A 17,791-nucleotide genomic window follows, 5' to 3' on the forward strand; every position below is an offset into this window, starting at 1 on the left:
GCTACAACTGGAGTACCGGTGCAACGACCGCCGCTGTAACCGTAAATCCGGCTTCAACAACGACTTATACAGTAACTGTAACCAACGCCGCCGGTTGTACCGCAACCGCCAATGCAACGGTAACGGTCAATGCTTTACCGACAGCCGCGATAACCCCTGCAAGTGCAACTATCTGTGCAGGTGGTAGCACCACCTTAACCGCTAGTGGTGGCAGCAGCTACAACTGGAGTACCGGTGCAACGACCGCCGCTGTAACTGTAAATCCAGCTTCAACAACGACTTATACAGTAACTGTAACCAATGCTGCTGGTTGTACCGCAACCGCCAATGCAACGGTAACCGTCAATGCTTTACCGACAGCTGCGATAACCCCTGCAAGTGCAAGCATCTGTGCCGATGGTAGCACCACCTTAACCGCCAGTGGTGGCAGCAGCTACAACTGGAGTACCGGTGCAACGACCGCCGCTGTAACTGTAAATCCAGCTTCAACAACGACTTATACAGTAACTGTAACCAATGCTGCTGGTTGTACCGCAACCGCCAATGCAACGGTAACGGTGAATGCTTTACCCGTTGTAAATGCTGGAGCTGATGTTTCTATTCCATTTGGTACGAACACTACATTGAATGGTTTGGCTTCTGGTGGATCTGGTTTCTATAATTTTGCTTGGGATCCTGCTGCTTTAGTTGTAAATTCAACCAATGCTACAACAGCAACAGTTAATTTGAATTCTACAACTACATTTACTTTAACTGCAACCGATCAAGTAACTGGATGCTCATCAACCGATCAAGTTGTTGTTACTGTTACAGGAGGCCCATTAACAATTAATTTAACTGCTACTCCAAATATTATTTGTAATGGTAGTACGAGCCAATTAATAGCAAATGTATCTGGAGGAAGTGGTACTTATACATATAATTGGAGTTCAAATCCTAATGGATTTAGTTCAAATATTTCAAATCCTATTGTTGCTCCAACACAGACTACAACATATACAGTAACAGTTAATGATGGATTTAACGATGTTGTTGGTACTATAACTATTACAGTCAATCCATTGCCTGTAGCAGATGCAGGTACAGATATTTCTATTTGCGAAGGTGAGTCAGCTAATTTATTAGCTTCAGGTGGTGATTCATATCTCTGGAGTACCAATGAAAACACTGCAGCAATTACTGTTAGTCCAACAGTTACAACAATTTATACTGTTACTGTAACATCTACGGATGGATGTTCTGCTACCGATAATGTTACTGTTATTGTAAATCCTATTCCAGTAATTACTTTAACTTCTAACACAACTATATGCGAAGGAAGTAGTATTACATTGACGGCCACAGGTGGTGATAGTTATTTGTGGAGTACGAGTGAAAATACCGCTTCAATTATTGTAACTCCAGCAATTACTACAACATATGATGTTACTGTTTCAAATAGCTATGGCTGCTCTACTTTAGGTAGTGTAACTGTAACTGTGAATACTTTACCAGTAGCTGATGCTGGTCAAGATGTTGCTATTTGTATTGGTAATAATGCTGTTTTAACTGCCAATGGAGGTGTTTCATATGAATGGAATACTGGATCTAATACTAATTCAATAACAGTATCGCCTACTACCAACACAACCTATAGTGTAACAGTAACAGATGCAAATGGTTGTACAAATGTAGATGATGTTGTTGTTAGTGTTAATCCTTTGCCTGTTGCAGATGCCGGCTCAGATGTAGCAATCTGTCAAGGTCAATCAGCAACACTTACAGCTAATGGAGGTGTATCATATTTATGGGGAACAAATGATAATACCCAAACGATTACTGTAAGTCCTACTACTACAACCTTATATTATGTTACTGTTACAGATGCTAATGGTTGTGAGGCAAGCGACTATGTAACGGTTATAGTAAATGAAGTACCGAGCGTTGTTATCAATGTTACCAATACAGTTTGTGGTGGTGCAACTGGTACAGCAGAAGCTTTTGTAAGCAATGGCACCGGTAATTATACATACTTATGGGATGTAAATGCTGGTAGTCAAACAACCGCTTTAGCTACTGGTTTAGCAGCTGGAGTTTACTCATTAACTGTAAACGATGGCAATTGTTCAACTGTTGCTCAAGCTGAAATACTTGAAGATGGAGCTCCTGTTATGTCACTTACTGCATCTGCAGATACTATTTGCTTAGGTCAAACAGTAACATTAACAGCGACAGGTGCTAATGATTATACATGGTCTCCTGCAACTTATTTAAGCGCTACAACGGGTTCTAATGTTGATGCTACACCTGATCAAACCATAACTTATACTGTTACTGGTACTAATGGAGCATGTTCGGCAACAGAATCTATTACTATTACAGTTATTCCATTGGCACAAGCAGCATTTACTTATACAGATTTAGGTATGGGACAAATTCAATTTACCGATGCTTCTGTTAATGCAGATTCATGGACATGGGACTTTGGTGATGGTAATACTGATAATAATCAAAACCCAATGCATACATATACCGTTGATGGAATGTATAATGTACAGTTAATCGTAGCCAATGCTTGTGGTTCTGATACTGCTAGTCAAAACATCAATGTAATTATTGATAATGTTGCTGTTATCAATAGTGAACTAAGCTTAAGTGCTTATCCTAATCCCAACAATGGTAAGTTTAATTTGAATTTATCATCGTCCTATACGGGTAAGATAACAGTTACTGTTTACGATGAAAATGGTCGTAGGGTAGTCACTACCGATATGAACAAAGTTTCTTCCAAAATGCAAATTCCTATGGATTTAAAGAATGTTTCAAAAGGAGTTTATAGAATAACTGTTCAAATGGGAGAAAAACTTGTTTATGCTAATATGGTAATTGATAGACTATAATAAGTATTAACATTATAAAAAAAGCCATCATTAAGATGGCTTTTTTTATTTTAAAATATATAAATAAATAAAATTGCACAATAAAAAAATAGACATTATTTAAATCATATTAAAAAAATATTTTGAAGTTTCGACTTTTTTTTCTTACTTGCATATTCATTTGTCAAAAATAATATTATGGTGTTTTACAGGATTTTACGAATAACAGCCGTGCCTGTTTTTAGTTTATTTGCACTTGCAATGTTGTTTTCTTCGTGTGGAGGAGACACAAAAGACGATCAAGTAGAAGATAAAATTGCAAATAGCATTGATTCGAATGCATCTACTTTAGTAAAATTTGACAATACTTTATTTAGTATGCCTTCGCCCTACGAAATAGCTTTTTTAGTTAAAAGGGCAAATCTTACTTATAATAAAAATATGCTAAATCCTTACAACAAATCACATAATTATGTTACAAACTTTGATAAAGCGTTAAATATGGGTATTTATGGTTCTGATTTAGGATATTTAACACTTTATGAACAAAACTCTGATGCTATTCAGTATTTTTCTGTTGTTAAAATTTTATCTCAAGAACTTAATATTGAAAATGCTTTTGATAAAAAAACGGTTAATCGAATTGAAAGTAATATAGGTAATAAAGATTCTTTAATGTACATTGTTTCAACCTCATACAGAAAAGCCGATCAATATTTAAAAGATAATAATAGAAATGATATTGGTGTATTGGTTTTGGCAGGAGGTTGGATAGAAAGTACCTATATGCTCACACAATTGGCAAAACAAGCTAATAAGCCAGAAATTCTTACGCGAATAGCAGAGCAAAAACATCCTTTAGATAACCTTATTAAATTATTATCGCCCTATTATAATACATCTAAAGAATATGCTGAGTTAACCGATCAACTTATTGATCTAGCATATGATTTTGACGGTATTGATGTTTCATATACTTATGCACCACCCACAGTTGATGAGAAAAATAAACTTACTGTTATTAATAGTAAATCACAAGTTAATTTTACCGATCAACAACTAAAAACGATTACAGAAAAAATTGAAAAAATAAGAAATAATATTGTAAAATAATAAATATATATATTATGAAAAGGCTAAAACTTTCTATATTCTTTTTCTTAGTGATAATTATTCGCGGATCATTATCGGCTCAGAGCGATGTCACTCTTTCTCTTTGCTCTAAATATATTGTTCCTCCATATATATCAGATGGACAAGTCTATAAAGCGCTTATAACGGGCGATGAAATTGCTGAATTTCATGTTACTTTTTATGGTGGAACAGTTTATCGTATTGCTGCTGCCACGGGACAAACCGAAGGTAATCTCATCTTTTCACTTTATGATAAAGAACGTCATTTATTATTTTCTAATAGAGATTATAAAAATTCAACCTATTGGGATTTTAAGTTTACGTCGACTATTGATTGCATCATAGAAGCTGAATTAGATCCTTCTGCTCGTAGTGGGTCGGGATTAGTAAATATGCTCATAGGTTTTAAACAACAATAATATAGAAATGCTTAAAAAATTTAACACAAGGGCATTGTATTTATTTGCAATGCCTTTTTTTATTAAAAAAAGTGTTTTATGAGTGAAAGAATATTAAAAGCTTTAATGCAGCTTTTTGCAATTATTGCTCGACCAGATAGTAATTTAGCTGAGCGTAGATTAGTTGTAGGTTCGTTTTTAAAACAACAATTAAACACTGAGCTTGTTAACGAATATCTCGAAGTATTCGATGATTTTTATCGTCAATACCAAGTAGCAGACGAAGATTCGACCAAAAAAAAGAAACGTATTGCAGGAAGTTCAGTTAAAGTTCTAAAAATATGCACTGCAATTAACGAAGAACTGACTGTAAAACAAAAAGTAATTGTACTTACACGTTTATTTGAATTTATTAAATCCGATTCTGAAGTTATTTCAGATCAAGAAATTGAATTTGTCGAAGCTGTTTCTGATACATTCTTAATTCCACACGAAGAATTTGTTCGTTTAAAGGCTTTTATTTTATACGACTATAACACTATACCAAATTCTTCAAGGATTTTATTGGTAGATAATAATCAAAATTTTGAGCATCCTAAGGTAAAGCATTTATATAGAGAAGCTTTCGAAGGTCAAATACGTTTTTTTCATATAAGAACAGCTAACCTTTATTTATTTAGATATTTAGGAACCAAAGAGTTGTTTTTAAATAGTCAGCTTATTCAACACGAAAAGGTATATGTTTTTACTCCTGGTGGCACACTTCGTGCTTCAACCAAATTCGCACCTATTTATTATTCGGATGTTATTGCAATTTTTAACGAACAACTTTCTGATTCAAAGGTTATTTTTGAAGCAAAAGATATAGAATATCGTTTTAAAGGTGGAGAAATTGGCATTCATAAGATGTCGTTTTTTGCTGAGTCGGGCAATATGGTTGGGATTATGGGAGCAAGTGGAGCTGGTAAAACAACCTTGCTTAATGTATTAAATGGTAGTTATCCGCCTACCGAAGGCGATGTGCTTATAAATAATTTAAGTATATACGACGAAAATAATAAAGAATTAGAAGGATTAATTGGGTATGTTTCGCAAGATGATTTGTTAATTGAAGATTTAACGGTATTTCAGAATTTATATTACAATGCTAAACTCTGTTTCGATAATTTAAATGAATTTCAAATTATTCGATTAGTTTTAAAAACTTTACAAAATCTGGGGCTTTACGAAATCCGCGATATGAAAGTGGGCTCACCATTGAATAAAAAAATTAGTGGTGGACAACGCAAACGACTTAATATTGCATTAGAATTAATCCGTGAACCAGCAATTTTGTTTTTAGATGAACCAACATCAGGTTTATCTTCACGCGATTCTGAAAATATTTTAGACCTATTAAAAGAGTTATCTTTTAAAGGGAAACTTATTTTCGTTGTCATTCACCAGCCATCGTCTGAAATCTTTAAAATGTTCGATAAGTTATTGATTCTCGATACGGGTGGCTATTTAATATACGATGGTAATCCGGTAGAATCGATCATGTATTTTAAATCCAAAACGCATCAGGCAAATTGGAGCGAGAGCGAATGTCCAACCTGTGGTAATGTAAATCCGGAGCAGATTTTTAATATTGTTGAAATGCCCGTTTTGGATGAATATGGAAACCCAACACGTACCCGTAGAATTGCACCCACAGAATGGCATCAATATTTTAAAGAGGCAGATACTTTTAATAATATAGTGTCAAAACCCGAATTAGATCATACATTTAAATTACCATCCATATTTTTTAAAATTCCTAATAAATTTAAACAATTTAGAATATTTGCTATACGTGATACGCTGGCAAAATTTGCGAATAAACAATATATGATCATAAATCTTATTGAATCGCCCTTGCTAGCTTTTTTACTTTCGTTTATTATTCGGTATTACAGCGTAGATGCCTCAAACGATATTGGATATAAATTTAGCGAAAACAGCAATATACCGGTTTATCTTTTTATGTCGGTTATTGTAGCTATATTTGTGGGACTTACAGTAAGTGCTGAAGAAATATTTAGAGATAAAAAGATATTAAAACGAGAAAAGTATTTACATTTAAGTTGGGGAAGCTATTTATTTAGCAAAACCTTTATTTTAATAATGCTTTCGGCATATCAGTCATTGGTATTTGTGTTAGTTGGAAATACCGTTTTGGGTATCCATGGCATGTATTGGCAATATTGGTTAGTACTCTTTATTACTTGGCTCTCGTCAAACTTAATGGGATTAAATATTTCTGATGCCTTTAATTCGGCTGTAACTATTTATATTTTAATTCCCTTCCTTGTTATACCTCAACTTATTTTAAGTGGTATTATTGTAAAATACGATAAACTAAACCCCGATATTAGTAGTCCAAGTGCTATTCCATTTTATGGTCAAATAATTACAGCTCGATGGGCATACGAAGCCTTAGCCGTTTATCAGTTTAAAGAAAATAAATATGAAAAACAATTTTATTCTTACGATAAAATTACCAGCTATGCAAACTTCAGAAAAGATTTTTGGCTAAGGTCGTTGCTTAATAAAATAATTGACATCAGAATGTATAAAAAAGATCCTTCAAAAAAACAAGTAATAGAGGATGCCATTTTATTACTACAAAACGAAATTAACGATGAAAACAAAAAGAATAAAAAAATAAAATGTCCTATTGATATCAATAAAGTTACATACGAAAATGTGAATGAAAATACTTTAAAAACTTTAGAAGATTACTTCAGTAAGTTAAATAAATATTATATAGATAAGTATAATAAAGCTAGCAACGAACGCGATATTTTAATGACTTCATTACAAGATACACCAGAAAAGAAAGAAGCATTTATTCAGTTAAAAAGAGATTACTTTAATGATAACCTTAAAGAGTTTGTTCGAAACGAAACCGAAATGAATAAAATTGTTGAATATAATCATCATTTATATCAAAAAGCAGATCCAATCTTTTTAGATCCTAAACCAGGCTTTTTTACAGCTCAATTTTATGCCCCACGAAAAAATATTTATGGATTATATATAGATACATTTTGGTATAATATTTTAATAATTTTTTTAATGTCAGTTATCTTATTTATTACGGTATATTATAATTTATTACGTAAATTACTCGAAAGTGGAGAATATTTTCAAGATAAAATGAGAAAAAGAAAACTAAACAAGAAAAAGTAAAATATATCGTTTTTGGGTTTTATAAATTACTTTATTTATGATAAATATTCAAGAGTTAGAATTATTGGCGACACAAGTTCGTCGTGATATTATTCGCATGGTTCATGGTGCAAAATCAGGACATCCGGGAGGGTCTTTAGGTTGTGCAGACTTTATGGTTGGTTTATATTTTAATGTATTAGATGCAACACCCGAAAAATTTACGATGGAAGGAGTTGGCGAAGATATGTTTTTCCTGTCGAATGGTCATATTTCGCCAGTTTGGTATAGCGTATTGGCTCGCAGAGGTTATTTCCCTGTTTCAGAATTAGCTACGTTCAGAAAAATAAACACACGCTTACAAGGACATCCCACCCCAGCCGAACACCTGCCTGGTGTGCGAATTGCAAGTGGATCGCTTGGACAGGGCTTGTCTGTTGCCGTAGGAGCAGCTATTGCCAAAAAAATGCAAAACGACCCACATCATGTATTTGTGTTAACCGGCGATGGCGAACTACAAGAAGGACAAAATTGGGAAGCTATTATGTTTGCTGCTGCTAAAAGAGTTGATAATATTATTGCAGTTGTCGATTATAACGGTAAACAAATTGATGGACCCGTTGACCAAGTACTTTCGTTAGGAAATCTTAAAGCAAAATGGGAAAGCTTTGGATGGCAAGTATTAGAAATGAATGGCAACGATATGCAACAAGTTGTTAATATCCTTCAGCATGCAAAAACAATTACCGGTAAAGGAATACCCACTGTTATATTAATGAAAACCGAAATGGGAATGGGAGTTGATTTTATGATGGGTACTCATAAATGGCATGGTAATGCACCCAACGATGAACAAGCCGAAAAAGCATTAGCTCAGCTTAAAGAAACCATAGGAGATTTTTAATGAAATCAATTTCGTTAATAATATTTTTCTTTCTATTATCATTAGTTGCAAGCAACCAAAACGCTCCTTCGCTTACCCGAATTTTGTTTGTTTTCGATGCTTCGCAAAGCATGTATTCGCGATGGGGATCAGATACTCGTATGAATATTGCTAAACGAATGCTTTCACAAATGCTCGATAGCTTAAAATACGTTGAAAATGTTGAAGTAGCATTACGCGTTTATGGACATCAAAAACCTGTCCCTCCGCAAGATTGTAGCGATACACGCTTAGAAGTACCTTTTCATAAAAACAATATCGACGAAATAAAAAGTGTTATTCAAAAAATTGAGCCAAAAGGAACTACACCTATTGCTCGCTCGCTCGAAGCTGCCGCACTCGATTTTCCTAAAAGTACACCCAGTAGAAATATTATTATTCTTATTACCGATGGAGTAGAGGCTTGCGATGGCGATCCCTGTGCCGTTTCTATTGAATTGCAAAAACAAGGCATTATTCTTAAACCTTTCGTTATTGGTATTGGTTTAGATGCCGATTTTAAAAAAACATTTGAATGTGTTGGGCAATATTTCGATGCATCGAGCGAAAAACAATTTAAAGATGTAATGGGCATTGTTATTTCTCAAGCATTAAATAATACCACTTTACAAGTTAATTTGCTAGATATTAACGAGAATCCTACCGAGACCGATGTCCCAATTACATTTTACGATAAAAAAAGCGGAAAAATAATTTACAATTTTGTTCATACACTTAACAATAAAGGAAATCCCGATACGCTTGTTCTCGACCCCTTAATTACATACAAAATGGTAGCACATACAATTCCACCTGTTAGTATTGATAGTATTAAACTTACGCCAGGTAAGCACACGATTGTTGGCACTAATGCGGCACAAGGTTTTTTGACAGTGAAAGCCAATATGCAATATTTTAAAGATATAAAATATTTGATTAGACAGAAAAATAAACCTACCATATTGCATGTTACAGGTTTAAATGAAGTTTCAAAATTATTGATTGGTAACTACGATTTAGAGATGCTTACATTGCCCCGTTTGTATATCAACGATGTCAATATTCGCCCCAATCATACTACTACCGTACAGATTCCTAACCCCGGCATGGTTACGCTTATGTTTGACGCACCTGGTATTGGATCTATTTTACTTGAAAAAGATAATCAACTAGAATGGGTGGTTAATTTAGACGAAAGTACACGTCAAACCTTTATTCTTTTACCAGGTAATTATAGGGTTGTTTGGAGAAGTAAGAATATTAAAAAAACAGCTTATTCTATTGAAAAAAAATTTACCATAAAAAGTGATACATCAATACCAATCGTTGTAAAATAAACATAATTTAGTATGAAGAAATATATTGCAAGTGAGAAAAAAGATACACGTTCAGGATTTGGCGTAGCATTGCACGAATTAGGAAAAAAGAACCCAAAAGTGGTGGCTCTTTGTGCCGATTTAATTGGATCATTAAAGATGGATGCTTTTGTAAAAGATTTTCCTGAACGCTTTATTCAGACAGGTATTGCCGAAGCTAATATGATTGGAATAGCAGCAGGCTTAGCCAATGCGGGTTTTATCCCTTTTACAGGTACTTTTGCTAATTTCTCTACTGGAAGGGTTTACGACCAAATTCGACAAGTAGTAGCTTATTCCAATAAAAATGTAAAAATTGCAGCATCGCATGCAGGAATTAGTTTAGGCGAAGATGGAGCCACTCACCAGATTATGGAAGATATGGGACTTATGCGTATGATGCCCAATATGGTAGTAATTAACCCATGCGACTACAACCAAACTATTTTAGCTACGTATGCTGCTGCTGAACATCAAGGACCTGTTTATTTAAGGTTTGGACGTCCGGCGGTGCCAGTTTTTACTTCGCTCGAACAACCATTTGTTATTGGGCAAGCTATTACGTTCGAAGAGGGTACCGATGTTACGATTATTGCTACCGGTCATATGCTTTGGAAAGCACTCGAAGCTTGGGATATTTTATTAGAAAAGGGCATTAAAGCCGAAATAATAAATATGCACACCATTAAACCTTTCGATGATAAAAGCGTCTTAACATCGGTATTAAAAACTCGTTGTGTGGTTACAGCCGAAGAACATTTAAGAAATGGCGGTTTAGGCGATGCCGTTGCCCAATATCTCTCTTCTACTATTCCTACTCCTATAGAAATGGTAGCAATGAACGATTGCTTTGGCGAAAGTGGTACGCCCGATCAACTTATGGAAAAGTACGGATTAACAACACAAGCTATTGTTGAAGCTGCATTACGAGTTATAGCCCGTAAAAACAGCTAAATAAATGAAGTTGCATCGTAACGATAACGAGATTATTCACGATATTTTACAAGCCGAAACTTCACATCTTGCTTTTAGGGAATTAGTTGAAAAATACCAGCAACCTTTGTATTGGCACATTCGAAAAATTTTACTCGACCACGATGATACCGACGATGTGCTTCAAAATACTTTTATTAAAGTGTGGAATTCATTAACAGATTTTAAGCAGCAATCAAAACTTTATACATGGTTGTATCGAATTGCTACCAATGAAGCACTTACTTTTTTGCGAAATAAAAATAAAAGAACCTTTTTCAATATTGATAATTTAAGTGCCGAATGGAATGTTCGATTAGAATCTGACCCTTATTTTAACGGTGATGAGGCCGAATTGGCACTCCAAAAAGCAATATTGACACTGCCCGAGAAGCAACGCATCGTTTTTAATATGCGTTATTACGATGAGATACCCTACGAAGACATGGCAGAAATATTGGAGACTTCGGTAGGAGCACTAAAAGCATCATATCATCATGCAGTGAAAAAAATCGAAAAAAATTTAAAGCAGTCATTAAACCTTAGCTTAAATGAATAGTCAAAGCAATATGAATCAGAACGATTTACATAAAAAACAACCATTTAGCGTCCCCGAGGGCTATTTTGATTCTTTTCCTGATAAGGTGCTCAAGCAAATAAATGATTTGCCGGTTCAGCAGGAAAAAACGCCCAAACGATTAATTATTAAACGACAACTTAGCATTGCAGCCGCTTTTATTGGATTTTTCTTAGTTTCTTATTTTGTTTTCAATGTAATAATAGAAAAGCCAACTATTTCTAAAGAAACACTTGCTCAAAGCGTAAGTTACGATGATGTTGTATTGCAACATGTAAACGAGCAAGATATTTTAGATGTTTTAACTGAAAATGAAACACCTATAAACGCTCAAGAAGTTGAAAATTATTTGATAGACGAAAATATTCATGAATCAGTATTGTCTGATTATTTAAATCAGTAATATCATGAAATAGCCATGAGAATAAATTTATTTCGTAAAAATGATGAGAACCTTAATGTTAAAAATAAAAAAATAATTATATATGAAAACCGAAATTGCAATTGAAAATTTAAAATGTCATGGATGTGCTAATACTATTAAAAAAAGTATAGCAAAAATGAATGGAGTATTAAAAGTAGAAGTTAAAATTGATTTAGAATTGGTAGAAATAGAATACGATGAAAAATTGCTAACTCGAGAAGATTTTGTACAGACACTTTCAAAATTAGGTTATCCCGAGAAAGGTAATAATTCATTAATAAAAAACATGAAGTCGTATGTTAGCTGTGCTATTGGAAGGATGAGTAAAGAAGAATAATTTTTTTGTCATTAATATTAAGAAAGAACCATGAGAGTATATTCAGACCACCAAACGAGTAAGAATAAAAAAATCAATAAAATATTACATGTATGAAAATCATTAATTTATTTATCTTGATGTTGGTTGCTAATAGCTTATTAGCCCAGCCGAATACTTGTAAACATCAGGAACAAATAAAATCGCAAAAAATAGCATTTTTAACGCAGAAACTTGATTTATCGGTTCAGGAAGCTCAAGTGTTTTGGCCTATTTATAATGAATACGAAAAAAAGAAAGACGATCTTTTCGATGCTCAGCGAAGTTTAGCTCAAAAAATGATGAAAGCGGATAATCTTAGCGAAAAAGAAATGGTTGACCTAACGGATAAGTATATAGAATTAGAACAAGCAGAAGCAAAGTTACTGGCCGATTATCATATTAAATTCAAAAAAGTTTTGCCCATTAAGAAAGTAATGATTCTTTATACTTCTGATCGTATGTTTAAACGTGAATTGTTGAAACAATTAAAAAATTGTCCGGCACAAAAAGAAGAATAAATTTATTCTTTTTTACTTTGTAATCGTGGAGTAGGTGTCCAAATACTGCTATTTACACCATTTATAAAACGCAAAAATCCAATCAATAGCGCTATGTTCATATAAAAAAAGTGGGTTAATAAACGAAGGTATTTTATATGAATATTGACTGCAGATAAAATTCGTTCCACTAGCACCAGAAAAATAAAAAACAAGCCTATTAACCAAAGGTAAAAATAAGTCTGATAACCAAAGAAACTTAACAAAGTTAAGTCCAAAAAAGCAAAGATGAGCAAAATAGGTGTAAACCAACGTAAAATCTTGTGCGATACGAAACAAAACCCTACCGGCTTAAAAAGATTTTTGATGGTAAAAGGCAAAAAATGCCAAAAGTTTTGAAAATCGCCTGTGGCAATGCGAATTTTTCGTTTAAATTCATGTTTTAAATCGTTCGACACGTCTTCTATTACAATGGCTTGTGGGTTATTAATCGCTTTAAAGCCTTCAACAAGCACTTGCATATTAATAAAAAAATCGTCCACAAGAAAGTTTTCTGGAACAGGCTTAAACAACGTTTTTTTTACGGCATAGCAACCGCCAAAAGGACCCATCATGGTGCCCCAAAGCTGACTTTCATAGTATTTTATTTTAACTTCGTTGCTGATATAAAAATTTTCTTGTTGCGAAATACCATCGCAGGTTATTCCACTATGCATCATTCGTGTATCAACAAGCCCTACGTGTTCTGCTTCAATAGATGAGCATAATTGACTTATTGTGTTTTTGTCAAAAATAACATTAGCATCGGTAATGATGAGTATTTCTGCATTTGCCTTTTCGACCAATTGATTAATGATTTTAATCTTGCCGTTTCGTTCATGAAAAAAAACAGGGTGTAATTGTGGGTACTTTTGTGCAAGTTTGTTCAAAATCTCGTTAGTTGCATCTGACGAATTATCAGACCCAACCCACACTTCAATAAGTTCTTTTGGATAGTTACTTTTAAAAATGCTTTCAATTTTTTGTTCAATCACTGCTTCTTCATTATAAGCTGCCATTAAAATTGATACAGGTAGTTGTTGATTTGCGTTATTGTGTTTTAGTAAATGTTTAAATTTTAAACGATATAAAAAAGATAAAAAAACAGGAAAAAAGATATAGGTATGAAAAACAAGCACGATAGAGAGCCAAAATAAGATAATCATTACGAGCATATACAATATGATAATGGCAAAGATACGAGAAAATATAATACCGTCATTGCAATAAACATAAAGGAATTATGGCTGACTATTAAATAGAATAATATCTTTAATAGCCTTTTGGCAAACTGGGCAAAATTCAAGTTTGTCGAGCGAACGCATAATACAAGTGGGAGTTGGTCTATACATTCCTTTTTTATTGTATCCGGCTCCCTCAAATGCGCCTATTTTGTGTTCGTAGTTTTTGTCTAATGGAGTAGGGATCGGTGTTTTTTTATCGACCGTATTTTTCCATTTTTTGTCGAAAGCCACCAATGTGGTGATATTGGGTTCCCATGGTTCCACCGTTAAATCGTAAAAATCAGCATTCGACTCATCGGCATCGTCGTATTCATCAGCTAAACCAGCAAAAGCATGACCAAATTCGTGTATAAAAACATAATCGGCAAAAAAGTTATCAGCAACAGCAACGCTATAATAATTATAAATACCACCACCACCGTATGCTTTGGTGTTAACAAGTACAATAATTTGATCGTAAGCAACATTAGCAAGTGCTTTACCCAAAGGAGCATAATTATAAACAGAAATGTAACGGTCGGTTTCGAATGTATAAAAACGTGTGTCAAGGGCTGTTTTTTTCCATATATTTTTATGAGGGAAATCTGTGCCTTGCTCTTCCGAAGGGGTCTTTACAAAATAAATATTAAAAAGGTGCTTATTTTCTTTAAAAGGGCTTACGTTAAAAAGAGCGTCGGTAAGTCGTTTGGCATCTTGTTCAAATTTTTCCATTTGTCCGTTAGTATATCCTTCGGCAACTATTGCAATATCGATTTTTTCGGAACACTCGCCATTTTTAATATAATCAACAATAGCATAACGATCGGGTTTCTCTGCAATAATAAGTGGCGATAGGGGATTTATTGATTCTCGATAAAGTTCTATAAAGTTATTTTTTTTATTTCTTTCGTAAAATACAATTTGTATGGTGTGCTTAGGGAAAGGAAGCGAAATCCAATGTAAAAAAGTACGTGTTTTTGTTCTGGCTTCGGGTGTGTATTGCCATTCTTGAAAGAGTGTCGAAAAAACTTTTGAATAAAGCAATTGTTGTCCAGTGGAGTCATAAACTTCTACTAAGTAATGACCATATTTAAAAGTATCGATAAGATTTTTTTCATTCCCGCCCCAAATAGGTTCTTTATAAATATTACCAAGTGTAATATGAGCCTCGTTTTGTTTGCCGGTAAGGTAATACTCAACTCTTAATCGCTCTTTTGTAAAATATTGTAAATAAGAATTTTGACAATAATTATAAAAGTAAAAGAGACTAAATGCAGCAAATAAAAGTAGTGTTTTCATCTGTAATTATTTTTAAATTAAGGTCATAACTTGTCTTATCGGTATGAAAATCATGATATTATCGTACTACAAGGTTTAACTTATTTGAAATTTTATTTATGATTTGTGTGAGTTGATAAATTTTGGTAAACTCATGGTTGATTAATTCCTCGTCTATTTCTGATTGTTGTGCTTTTTCTATTTTATTGTATGAATCTTTAATCGCAATTTCTAAGAGTTTATGTTTATATCGTAATAATAATTGATTAACAATTTCTTGTAAAAAATCTTTTTCATTTTTTACATAAATACCAATACGTTTAAAATATTTAGAAAGCAGGTCGCTTTGGCCAGAAATTTTTCCTGAATAATAAGGTGTGCTAAGCAAAGTTGCTGTTATTTCGCGAATTTGGTCATTTTCGTGATATATAAGTGGTTTGGTATCACAATATTTGTATTCTTGTATTTGCTGATGAATGATTTCAAAGACTTGTTTGTAAATTAAGTTTTTAAATTCCAATTCATCGTTAAGCAGGTCGTATATAATCGCTTCTGCAATGGTTATTTTATGTTTAATTTCATTGGTGTTTTCATCTAACTCTATTGAATAAGTTTCGTTTCCGTAAAGGAGTAACACTCTAAGTATTTCGTTTTCTAATTCTTCTACATAAAAATCTTCAACATAAGCAGGTACGGGTAGGCTAGGCTGAGTAATGGGTTGTGGTTTTACTATAGGGCTTGAATAGCCTGTTTTTTTTTGAATAAGAAGTGTACTCACTTCCTGATGTAGAGTAGATTCATCAACTTGTAAAAGTTTTGCAGTTTCTTTAATATAAACAGCTCTTAATAAATTGTCGGGAATGAGCGAAACCGTTTTAACTATTTCTTTAAAAGCAATGCCTCTCTTAATGGGATCTTTTTCAGTCCCCTTGAGTAACATTCCGCATTTAAACAGAATAAAATCTTGCTCGTGTTGAGTAATATATGCTCTAAATTCAACATCGGTAACCGTTTTACTGAACGAATCGGGATCATGTTTTTCGGGCAGTAAAACCACTTTTATATTTAGTCCTTCTTGTAATAAAATATCAATTCCTCTTATGGCCGCTTTAATTCCAGCTGGGTCGCCGTCATATAATAAACAAATATTTTTGGTAAATCGTTTAATGAGTTGAATTTGTTCTATAGTAAGGGATGTTCCAAGCGAAGCAACGGCATTCTCCATCCCCATTTGATGCATTGCAAGAACATCGAGGTTGCCTTCTACTAAATAACATTGATCTTTTTCTACAATAGCTCGCTTCGATTGAAACAAGCCAAATAAAAGTTGACCTTTGTGAAAAATTTCTGTATCGGGAGTGTTAAAATATTTAGCAATGTTTTCATCGTTGCTCAAGCGTCTACCACTAAAACCTACGACATTGCCACTAAGATTGAAAATAGGGAAAATAATACGACCCGAATAATTATCGTAATGGCCTTTGTTAACCAAACCAGCTTTTTGGAGTATATCGGATTGAAATCCTTTTTTAATTGCATGTTCAAAGAATGCACGGTTATATAATGGCGAGTAACCTAATCCAAATTTTTGAATAATATCTGAACGAACTCCTCTTTTTTCGAGATAGCTAATTCCGGACGATTTACCTTCGTCTGTGTGGTGCAATTGGTGAACAAAAAAATCGTATGCAAATTTTGTAGCGACTAAAATACTTTCACGTTCGTTTTGGCGTGCAATATCTTCTTGCGTGAGCTCTTTTTCTTTTATTTCGATATGATATTTATTAGCAAGCCAGCGAAGTGCATCTGCATACGATATTTTTTCGTGTTCCATTAAAAAATTAACGACATTACCGGCTTTACCACAGCCAAAACATTTAAAAATACCTTTGCTTTCGGATACTGAAAAAGAAGGTGTTTTTTCATTATGAAAAGGACACAGGCCAATATAATTGGCTCCTCTTTTTTTTAACTGAACAAATTCACCCACTACTTCAACAATTTGTGCGGTGTCAATAATTCTTTGTCGAGTAATATCGTCAATCATTTTTGTTCAGAAATTTTATTCAAAGGTAATTCAATTAAAGTTAAAATTAAATATTTAATTTTAAAGAAAAAGCCAAACCAATCATTATTAGCTTAATAAAGAATAACATAAATGGCGTTTTGTTTATTCTTTTTTATTACAAATTTTAATGAGCATATTAATAGTAAGACCTTTGCAAAACTCGTTTTTGTCATTGCCATCCCTTCTCGTCATTGCGAATGAAGGGTTGGCATGGTGTTTTGATCCCGAGTAATCGGGAGAAGCAATCTTCCCGATGCTCGTTACAATTGTGTTGTGTGTGTGGTGGAGATTGCTTCTTCTTCTCTTTTTTAAGAGAAGAATCGTATTCTAAGACATAACCAAATTTTTTTGATAAAAATTTTGTAAAAAAATTGAAACGTATGGCGTTTGTCTTTTAATTACAGCGAATAATCTTGCTACCAATTTACAAGCAATAGCGTTAATAACAGAATTATGTTCTTTTCCTTGACTTATTTTTATAGTATAATAAGTCTTA

The 17,791-nt window shown here is 33.5% G+C and carries 13 protein-coding genes and 1 pseudogene; 11 read left to right on the forward strand and 3 right to left on the reverse strand.

The genetic code is table 11. From position 1 onward, the window contains the following. From HPY79_10770 to HPY79_10820, 11 genes are all read left to right on the forward strand, one after another. Nucleotides 1-2,879, forward strand: a 2,879-nt coding sequence (locus tag HPY79_10770) for a PKD domain-containing protein (protein NSW46284.1), incomplete at its 5' end; no start/stop codon positions are given. Between the two features lie 177 nt (nt 2,880-3,056). After that, entirely contained in the window at nt 3,057-3,971 is a 915-nt protein-coding gene (locus HPY79_10775; GenBank protein ID NSW46285.1) for a hypothetical protein, read from the forward strand. Nucleotides 3,972-3,985: 14 nt separating this feature from the next. After that, nucleotides 3,986-4,411: a hypothetical protein gene (locus HPY79_10780; protein ID NSW46286.1), complete on the forward strand. Its 426-nt coding sequence runs from the start codon at nt 3,986-3,988 to the stop codon at nt 4,409-4,411. 78 nt (nt 4,412-4,489) lie between these two features. Then, nucleotides 4,490-7,603: an ATP-binding cassette domain-containing protein gene (locus HPY79_10785; protein ID NSW46287.1), complete on the forward strand. Its 3,114-nt coding sequence runs from the start codon at nt 4,490-4,492 to the stop codon at nt 7,601-7,603. Nucleotides 7,604-7,640: 37 nt separating this feature from the next. After that, the gene (locus tag HPY79_10790; GenBank protein NSW46288.1) at nt 7,641-8,486 is read left to right on the forward strand and encodes a transketolase; all 846 of its coding nucleotides are present in this window, start codon (nt 7,641-7,643) and stop codon (nt 8,484-8,486) included. Beyond that, on the forward strand, nt 8,486-9,841 hold the full coding sequence (locus tag HPY79_10795; protein ID NSW46289.1) for a VWA domain-containing protein: 1,356 nt from the start codon (nt 8,486-8,488) through the stop codon (nt 9,839-9,841). The genes HPY79_10790 and HPY79_10795 overlap by 1 nt, the downstream gene beginning before the upstream one ends. Nucleotides 9,842-9,853: 12 nt before the next feature. Continuing rightward, nucleotides 9,854-10,813: a transketolase family protein gene (locus HPY79_10800; protein ID NSW46290.1), complete on the forward strand. Its 960-nt coding sequence runs from the start codon at nt 9,854-9,856 to the stop codon at nt 10,811-10,813. Nucleotides 10,814-10,817: 4 nt separating this feature from the next. After that, nucleotides 10,818-11,390 (forward strand): RNA polymerase sigma factor, encoded by a 573-nt coding sequence (locus HPY79_10805; GenBank protein ID NSW46291.1) that lies wholly within the window; start codon nt 10,818-10,820, stop codon nt 11,388-11,390. Continuing rightward, entirely contained in the window at nt 11,383-11,811 is a 429-nt protein-coding gene (locus HPY79_10810) for a hypothetical protein (GenBank protein ID NSW46292.1), read from the forward strand. Before HPY79_10805 ends, HPY79_10810 begins: the two co-directional genes overlap by 8 nt. Before the next feature lie 82 nt (nt 11,812-11,893). Next, nucleotides 11,894-12,169: a heavy-metal-associated domain-containing protein gene (locus HPY79_10815; GenBank protein ID NSW46293.1), complete on the forward strand. Its 276-nt coding sequence runs from the start codon at nt 11,894-11,896 to the stop codon at nt 12,167-12,169. Between the two features lie 92 nt (nt 12,170-12,261). Further along, nucleotides 12,262-12,708 (forward strand): hypothetical protein, encoded by a 447-nt coding sequence (locus tag HPY79_10820; protein ID NSW46294.1) that lies wholly within the window; start codon nt 12,262-12,264, stop codon nt 12,706-12,708. 2 nt (nt 12,709-12,710) lie between these two features. On the opposite strand, the gene HPY79_10825 is transcribed toward HPY79_10820, so the two are convergent. The 3 genes and pseudogenes from HPY79_10825 to HPY79_10835 all read right to left on the reverse strand — a co-directional run bounded on the left by HPY79_10825 (nt 12,711) and on the right by HPY79_10835 (nt 17,274). Further along, the gene (locus HPY79_10825; GenBank protein ID NSW46295.1) at nt 12,711-13,745 is read right to left on the reverse strand and encodes a glycosyltransferase; all 1,035 of its coding nucleotides are present in this window, start codon (nt 13,743-13,745) and stop codon (nt 12,711-12,713) included. A gap of 222 nt (nt 13,746-13,967) precedes the next feature. Then, complete coding sequence (locus HPY79_10830; GenBank protein ID NSW46296.1) at nt 13,968-15,248, reverse strand: peptidase M64; 1,281 nt, start codon at nt 15,246-15,248, stop codon at nt 13,968-13,970. Between the two features lie 58 nt (nt 15,249-15,306). Further along, nucleotides 15,307-17,274: pseudogene (locus tag HPY79_10835) on the reverse strand (DNA primase). Nucleotides 17,275-17,791: the final 517 nt, after the last annotated feature.

Source organism: Bacteroidales bacterium (assembly GCA_013314715.1).
Taxonomy (GTDB): Bacteria; Bacteroidota; Bacteroidia; order Bacteroidales; family GWA2-32-17; genus Ch61.